The organism is Acinetobacter stercoris (genome assembly GCF_900323515.1).
In the GTDB taxonomy this organism is placed as follows: domain Bacteria; phylum Pseudomonadota; class Gammaproteobacteria; order Pseudomonadales; family Moraxellaceae; genus Acinetobacter; species Acinetobacter stercoris.
The window spans coordinates 1-7779 of sequence record NZ_OOGT01000191.1 but is presented as its reverse complement, the minus strand read 5'-3'; the positions used below and the strand labels follow the sequence as shown (position 1 = coordinate 7779).

Sequence of the window (7779 nt, the reverse complement as noted above, 5' to 3'; positions counted from 1 at the left end):
CGGTAATTGTCTTCATTTTAGCATTCCTTATGCCAATCATTGATTAATCATTTTGTTTCCTAAAAATATATACGAGAAGTAAAGTCTGGTCAAAAATGAAACTGACTGGCGGGTTTAATATGTGGGCTTAAAAGAATAAGTTGGGATTTATATTTATCTTATTGTGAATAGGATGCTTTTTAAAAATTTATTTTTTTAATTTGATAACCTGCAAATAAAAAAGCCACTGGTGTGGCTTATGTTAAATGCAGTTTTATTGTGTTTTAGGAGTTAGGACCATCTACACGTTCAATATTTACGCGAGCAGTGCCTGCATTGGTAATACCTAAACGTTTTGCAGCACCGTATGATAAATCAAGTACACGGTTACCATGGAAAGGTCCACGGTCATTTACCTTGACTACTACGCTTTTCCCATTGTCTTTATTGGTTACACGAATATAGCAATTCAGAGGCAGGTTACGGTGAGCTGCTGTGAGTTCATTCATATCAAATGTTTCACCGCTGGCAGTTTTTCTACCGTGAAACTGACGACCATACCAAGATGCAATACCAGTCTGACTAAATTTGCGTACTGTGTTTGAAGCAACAGCATTTAATTTGTCAATCACAGAAGGTTCATCTTCTGGAACAGCTATTTTTGCAGCAATTGTTTGACGACGGATTTTATCGCCAGAACGTTCTGTGATTGTCAAACTATTCAAATTAGAAAAGTGTGAATTGAAATTTGATGAATCTTTACTAAGCACACGTGCAGCAAGATTAGAATTATCTACATCATTGTTCAGATAAGAAGACTGAACTAATTCGGCTTTGGCTTGAACTACACTCAAACCCATACTCAGGGCAATAATATATTTAAGTGAAGAATGCATCGTTTAACTCCTATTGACCTCTTCAAATCTCACTTAACTTATTAAAAATTAAGCTCTGATGTATCTACAAAGGTCTTTAAATTCACTTTTGCAACTACATTTAACGAGTGGGATAATATTCATGCAGTGTTACGGGTGTCTAGTATTTAGTGAAAAAAAATTACAAAAAGGATTGAATTAGCTGGTTTTGTGGTTAAAAAATATTCAATATTGTAACAATAAATGTAAAATGTGTGTTTTGTGAGCTTTTTGGCAAAAATAATTGTTGACATTTGTTTTTAGTGAGAGATTGCAGCCTTATTGGCTAGCAATCTCACTACCTAACTGCCATACAGCAGTAGCATACATACGGCTTTTATTGTATGTAGTGATCACTTGAAAATTCGGGAAAGTTATATAATAAACTGGACCATAATTTTCTTGTAATTGGATCACATTAACAAGGTCAAGATCATCAATTTTGACTAGAGGATTTAGTGGAGTAATGCCCATTTCCTTAATTACACCGTAAGGTGTTGGCTGGGTTAAATCCTTTGCAATTACACTGTCTGGATTGTTTCCAGTGTAACGGGCAGGGAACATGACAGGTTGGTTTTTTTGCCAGCCATATTTAGATAAATAGTTTGCTATCGAGCCAATTGCATCTGCTGCAGAATTTCTTAAATCGATATGCCCATTTCCATCATAATCAACACCAAATTTTTCGATATTACTTGGCATGAATTGTGGATAGCCAATAGCACCTGCATAGGAACCAACGATACTATTTGTTGGATAGCCTTCTTTATATGTCCACGCGATTAATGCACCCAGTTCATTTTGGAAATAATCAGCACGTCGTGGATAACCAAATGCCAGGGTTGCAAGTGCATTGCGCGTAATAAAGTTACCTTTGTTAGCGCCATAACCAGTTTCTACCCCCAAGATACCTAAAATTGCGATTTGGGATACACCATATTGCTGTTCAGCACGGTTTAGGATGTCTGCATATTGATTTTTAAATTGAATACCACGATTGATCGTACCTTGTGACATGAAATGGGTTTTATATTCATACCACGGTTTACTTTCCCCAGGGCGATTCATAATGCTGATAATATTGGGCAGATTTTTTGCATCGTTCATGGCTAAGTCAATTTGTTCACTGCTTAAGCCATAAGTTTGCATGGTTTTCATTTTAAAGTTGTTATAGTTTGGATCATTGCTAAAGTCGTTAGCTTGACTAAAACTGGTCACAGAAAGGGCTGCTATTGCAAAACTAATATTTCTAAGTTTATATAAAACTGAAATTTTAAACATAAATTATAAATTTCCTTTCTAACGATGTGTATGGATAGACATCACCAAACCAAAAGTGGCCATAAGTGTAATAATTGCGGTACCACCATAACTCATAAAAGGTAGAGGCACACCTACTACAGGTAAAATACCACTGACCATGCCTGCGTTTACAAATACATATACAAAAAACGACAAAGCAAGTGCACCTGCCACGAGACGGCCATAGTTATGAAAACTCTGTAGTCCTATCTGGAAAGTTCTGAAAATAATAGCAAAATAGATGCAAATCAGTAATGTAACACCAATCAGGCCAAACTCTTCAGAAAATGCCGCAATAATAAAATCTGTATGACCTTCAGGTAAGAAATGTAAATGTGATTGTGTACCCTCTAAAAAGCCTTTCCCGGAAAAACCTCCAGAGCCGATCGCAGTTTTGGACTGGATAATGTTCCAACCTGTACCTAGCGCATCTGCTTCCGGATCAAGTAAGGTTAGAACACGTTGGCGTTGGTAGTCATGAAGTAAAAACTCCCAGGCGATTGGAATAATAATGCCCGCTGCAGCAATTGCTGCAACAATCATTTTCCAAGATAAGCCACTCAGAAATAATACAAAGATCCCACTGGCTAAAATAAGTAAAGATGTTCCTAAATCGGGTTGTTCGGCAATCAAAATAAATGGAACAAAAATTAAAATTAAAGAAATAATAATATTTTTAAAACTTGGTGGGAGGGGATTTCGTGATAAGAACCATGCAATCATCATCGGCATACCGATTTTCATAAATTCACTAGGTTGAACACTACCAAAGCCAGGAATACCAATCCATCTTTTAGCTCCCATACGTATTTCACCTACTGCCATGACAGCCAGTAAGCATAAAACACCAAAGGCATAGAAATAAGGGGAAAAGGCCTGATAGACTTTTGGTGGGATCTGTGCAAGTGTAAACATAACAACAAAGCCGATACCAAAACTCATGGCTTGTTTGGTGACTAAACCAACATCTTGAGCGGAGGCACTATATAAAACTGTCAGTCCTAACATGGCATTCAAGATTAAAAACAGGGTCAACCATGGGTCAATATGTAATCTTTGCCATCTTGAGGGTTGCATTGCTGTGCTTAAACCATCACGAGGAGCCTGACGTAAAAATTTATATTGTGAACTTGGTGCCATGATGTTCTTGAGTGCTTTTGGAAATGCTTTGCGAATGCTATCACAATCAGGCGTGAAGACAATCAATATCCATATTTCGAAATAAAAAGATGGAATATTATTTGAACAATTATATGTTTGAATATTATCAAGACATGCAGAATATTTTTTAAGGAAAAATTGAATGAATAGTATGAAAAATAACGTTAACTTTATATAAGTATAGAAAGGCAAAAAAGAGGTATTTGCAAAAAAGAAAAATGCCCAAGATAGGGCATTTTGTTCTTCATTAAATCTTCATGAATTAATGAAAGAATAGAGTGTCATGATATTCAGCGGCAGCGAGAAGTTCATCTTTGGTAAAATGAGGTATGAGTTTATCAATCGCTATATGAACTGCTTTGGTTACGGCAGCTGCACCAAGATCAGCTGCTTTACGTTTAATCATACCGAGATCAAGTGTTTTATTGAAATCAATCATGAAATGACGAATCGTTGCATCAGCAAACTGTTTGTACTGTTCACTGAGAACAGATGAATCAACTTTATTTCCTGCTTTGATTTCAGCGAAACTATTTTTTAGATTAATAACAAGAGTTGCATCAAGCGGTGTTCCTACTCGATATTGTCCAGTTGGATCCTGAAATAAGCTTTTTGCTGAAAATTCAATTGAATTTCTTACCACATCATTTGTTGCTTTACTCAAAAGCTGTTTGAGTAAAACGGCGACAGTTGATTTGATATAACCCGCAAGTTTTTCTGCTGTATCACGCTTATCGCTAGCAGGAAAGCGGTGAACGAGCTCAGTCAGAATTGCATCAATAATTTCATCATTGATCAATAACGCTGTCTGATCACGCAGTGGGTAAAGTGGTTCATTAGAATTTTTTTTCTCAATACCAGTCTGAATGTTTTTTAATAACGCATCAGATGGCACAAAACCAAAAAAAGGCATTGTATAGACCTCTATTTTCCTTGTTTATTGCCGGGCTAAGCGAATAGGCTCAGGCATCCATGATTCATCCGACACACGACAGGGATTAATATCTAGACCACCACGTCGTGTATAGGTTGCATATACCATCAGTTTTTCTGGTTTCAGGTTTTGCCAAATATCAGCAAACATCTGCTCGACGCATTGTTCATGAAAACCATTATGTTGACGATAAGAAATAATATAAGCCAATATGCTGCGATAACAAGGCTTTTTACCTTGATAACGAATGAATACTGTTCCCCAGTCGGGTTGTCCTGTTACAGGACAATTGCTTCTGAGTAGATGTGAATATAGCTGGACGTCAACATCTTCATCATTATTTTTATCCAATTCGAGTAGATTTGCATTAGGATGATTTTCCAAACGGGTAGGTTCTAAATCATCAATACACATCCCTTGAGGTTGGTTTATCGCAAGATTATCAACTTGATATAGGCTTAAATTAACATTTGCCTGTGCTGCTTTTGATAAATCTTGTTCTACAGTTTGAATAAATTTTTGTGTATTTTCGAATTTGGTAAAATTAAGGCTATTAAAATACAGCTTCAGTGATTTTGATTCGATAAGTTTGGGAGAGGAGGCTGGCAAGGTCATTCGGCCAATTGCTACCTGTGGTACACCATAAGCATTTAACCAGGATATTTCAAAAATATGCCACCAGTCTTTACCGTTATAGATGCCATCAACATGTGCATACTTTTCACGTGCTTCACTACGTGAAATAGGAAATAGAATATCTGGTTGATATTCTGTTGGGTAATTTGTGTCTTTGCCTAATAAAGAATGTTCAACAGCCATTATTCACGCATTCCTGAACCACGAGAGAGTAAATAGTATGCAATAGCATAAAGTACACCACAGCAAAGTGTCACGATGATTAAAGAAAGAGATACATTGACATCGCTATGACCGAGGATACCGTAACGAAATGCATTGACCATATACACAATCGGGTTGATTAAAGATAAGTTTTGCCAGAAAGGGCTAAGGGCACTAATGGCGTAGAATACACCTCCTAAATAAGTCAGGGGTGTGAGAACAAATGTCGGGATAATTGAAATATCATCAAAAGATTTTGCATAGACGGCATTAATAAAACCACCCAGAGAAAATAATAATGATGTAATAATCACTGTATATATAGTTATAAAAAAATTATGGATAGCTAATTCTGTAAAAAACATACTCATCGCAGTGACAATGATGCCAACTAAAACACCGCGACATACGCCCCCGATGACATATCCCCATAACACTAGATGTAAAGGGATAGGACTCATAATCAGTTCTTCAATGCTTTTTTGAAATTTGGCACTAAAGAAGCTTGAAGATACATTGGCATAGCTATTGGTAATAATTGCCATCATGATCAAGCCAGGAACAATAAACTGCATATAAGTAAAACCACCCATCTGCCCAATGCGAGAACCGACGAGATTGCCAAAGATAACAAAATATAAACTCATGGTAATGGCAGGCGGTAGTAACGTTTGGGGCCAGATTCGCATGAAGCGACGGATTTCTTTATGAACCAAGGTGAAAAGCGCAACTCTAAGTTGTGTAAAATTCATTGCGCTGCTCCTTCAAGATTTTTTTCAACCATTTTGACAAAGAGCTCTTCTAAACGGTTACTTTTATTACGCATGCTACGTACTTGAATATTTTGTGATTCTAGCAATTGGAAAAGATCATTTAATGTGTGTTCTTTATCCATTGTGACTTCTAAGGTCATAGGATCAATAAGATTAAATTTTACGCCAATAATATTGATATCAATAGGTTCTACAGGCTCAGCCAGATCAAAAATGAATGACTCTTCATTCAGTTGTCCCAGGAAGGTTTTCATTGATGTATCTTCTTTAATCACACCGCGGTCAATAATAGCAATACGGCGGCATAACATTTCAGCTTCTTCTAAATAATGTGTAGTGAGAATAATAGATGTGCCTTTCTCATTCATTTCGGTTAGAAAGTCCCACATAGAACGACGGAGTTCAATATCAACACCAGCCGTAGGTTCATCTAGAATCAGGAGCTTAGGTTCATGCATCATGGCACGGGCTATCATTAGCCGACGCTTCATACCGCCAGACAGCATGCGAGCTTGAACGTTTCGTTTATCCCATAATCCAAGTTTTTCCAGATATTGTTCAGCACGTTGCTCAGCCAGCTTTCGCGGAATGCCGTAATAACCTGCCTGAGTGACCAAAATATCAAAAGTTTTTTCAAAATGACCAAAGTTAAACTCTTGTGGTACAACACCTAAGCATTGTTTGGCATGGGAAGGATGGGTATCCAGATTATGTCCGAAGATTTCAACGGTACCTGATGTTTTTCGTGTAAGAGAACTAATAATCCCGATCGTTGTTGATTTCCCTGCACCATTAGGACCTAAAAGAGCGTAAAATTCGCCTTCTGGAACTGAGAGATTGATTCCTTTGAGTGCCTGAAATCCATTTCGATAAGTCTTGGACAAGTCTCTTAGCGTCAATGCATCAGTCATGAAATTCTCACTTGGTTGGTCTTGGACATATTGTGAGTGATCTTGGGAAATAAACCAAGTATGAACATGAAATTATGCGTTCTAGAACCAGGACATTGCTTAAAGTATAAGCAGTAAAATCATTCTGGCTTTTATATGTGCTTTACCTTATGAAATTTTTTGTTATGATGTGCCATCCATAAAATAAAGCGCCCATAGCTTAACTGGATAGAGTACAGGTTTCCGAAGCCTGTGGAGTGGGTTCGAGTCCCGCTGGGCGTACCATTGTTTTTAATATGTCGCTTTAAAAAATAATGTTTCTGGTTTCATAATATACGAAACAATTCAAATGGTTATTTCAAGTTTGCTAAGACCATTTAAAATGAAGCACCCTCCGGACGAGAAAGGAGGGTTTCATATATCATTTTTGTTTAGTGTAGATCAGATCGTTCAAATTGTATCCAAGCTCTTTGGCATAATTTAGATATTCTTCTACTAATTCTTTGTCCGGTGTTTGTGTTCTGCTTAATAGCCATAAATACTTTTTATTTGGACTGCCTACTAAAGCTGTTTCATAATTGTCATCCAGCTTTAAAATCCAGTAATCACCACGTCCTACGGGTAACCAACGTATTACACTTGGCAGAAAACTGACTTTGAGCTTAGAGTTCGATGGTGCATTTTTAACAAAAGCTTCACCTATAGATTGTTGAAGATTTCCACTTTTATCAAAACATCGATTATCGACCTTAACGTTACCATTGTCATTTAATGAATATGTCGCAGTAACGTTATAATCACATTTTTTTTGAAAATATAATGGTTTTCGGGCAATTTCATACCATGTACCCAAGTATTTATTTAAGTCGACATGTTGTACTGTTTTGACAGAATTCGAGTCTGCATAAGTAAGTGTAGCAATACTTAGTAGTATAACTCCGCCGAATAGTGCAATTCTTTTTAAATTACTTCTCATTGATTAACTC

The 7779-nt window shown here is 36.8% G+C and carries 8 protein-coding genes and 1 tRNA gene; 1 reads left to right on the top strand and 8 read right to left on the bottom strand.

Going from position 1 to position 7779, the window contains the following annotated elements; translation table 11 throughout:
* Positions 1-263: 263 nt before the first annotated feature.
* The 7 genes from KPC_RS15925 to KPC_RS15895 form a co-directional block, all read right to left on the bottom strand.
* Positions 264-875 (bottom strand): septal ring lytic transglycosylase RlpA family protein, encoded by a 612-nt coding sequence (locus tag KPC_RS15925; protein WP_121975340.1) that lies wholly within the window; start codon positions 873-875, stop codon positions 264-266.
* A 297-nt stretch (positions 876-1172) separates the two neighbouring features.
* Complete coding sequence (gene mltB / locus KPC_RS15920) at positions 1173-2174, bottom strand: lytic murein transglycosylase B (protein WP_121975339.1); 1002 nt, start codon at positions 2172-2174, stop codon at positions 1173-1175.
* An 18-nt stretch (positions 2175-2192) separates the two neighbouring features.
* A complete protein-coding gene (rodA, locus tag KPC_RS15915; protein WP_121975338.1) occupies positions 2193-3335 on the bottom strand; it encodes a rod shape-determining protein RodA in 1143 nt (380 codons plus the stop codon).
* 283 nt (positions 3336-3618) lie between these two features.
* Entirely contained in the window at positions 3619-4269 is a 651-nt protein-coding gene (locus KPC_RS15910; protein ID WP_121975337.1) for a hypothetical protein, read from the bottom strand.
* 24 nt (positions 4270-4293) lie between these two features.
* Entirely contained in the window at positions 4294-5109 is an 816-nt protein-coding gene (gene queF, locus KPC_RS15905) for an NADPH-dependent 7-cyano-7-deazaguanine reductase QueF (RefSeq protein ID WP_121975336.1), read from the bottom strand.
* Positions 5109-5882 carry an ABC transporter permease gene (locus KPC_RS15900; protein WP_121975335.1) on the bottom strand — a complete coding sequence of 258 codons (774 nt, stop codon included), beginning with the start codon at positions 5880-5882 and terminating at the stop codon, positions 5109-5111. The genes queF and KPC_RS15900 overlap by 1 nt, the downstream gene beginning before the upstream one ends.
* Positions 5879-6814 carry an ABC transporter ATP-binding protein gene (locus tag KPC_RS15895; protein WP_121975334.1) on the bottom strand — a complete coding sequence of 312 codons (936 nt, stop codon included), beginning with the start codon at positions 6812-6814 and terminating at the stop codon, positions 5879-5881. The genes KPC_RS15900 and KPC_RS15895 overlap by 4 nt, the downstream gene beginning before the upstream one ends.
* 188 nt (positions 6815-7002) lie before the next feature.
* Between KPC_RS15895 and KPC_RS15890 the strand changes: the two genes are divergently transcribed.
* A tRNA-Arg gene (locus tag KPC_RS15890) sits at positions 7003-7078 on the top strand.
* Positions 7079-7214: 136 nt separating this feature from the next.
* On the opposite strand, the gene KPC_RS15885 is transcribed toward KPC_RS15890, so the two are convergent.
* A complete protein-coding gene (locus KPC_RS15885) occupies positions 7215-7769 on the bottom strand; it encodes a lipocalin family protein (protein WP_121975333.1) in 555 nt (184 codons plus the stop codon).
* Positions 7770-7779 lie beyond the last annotated feature (10 nt).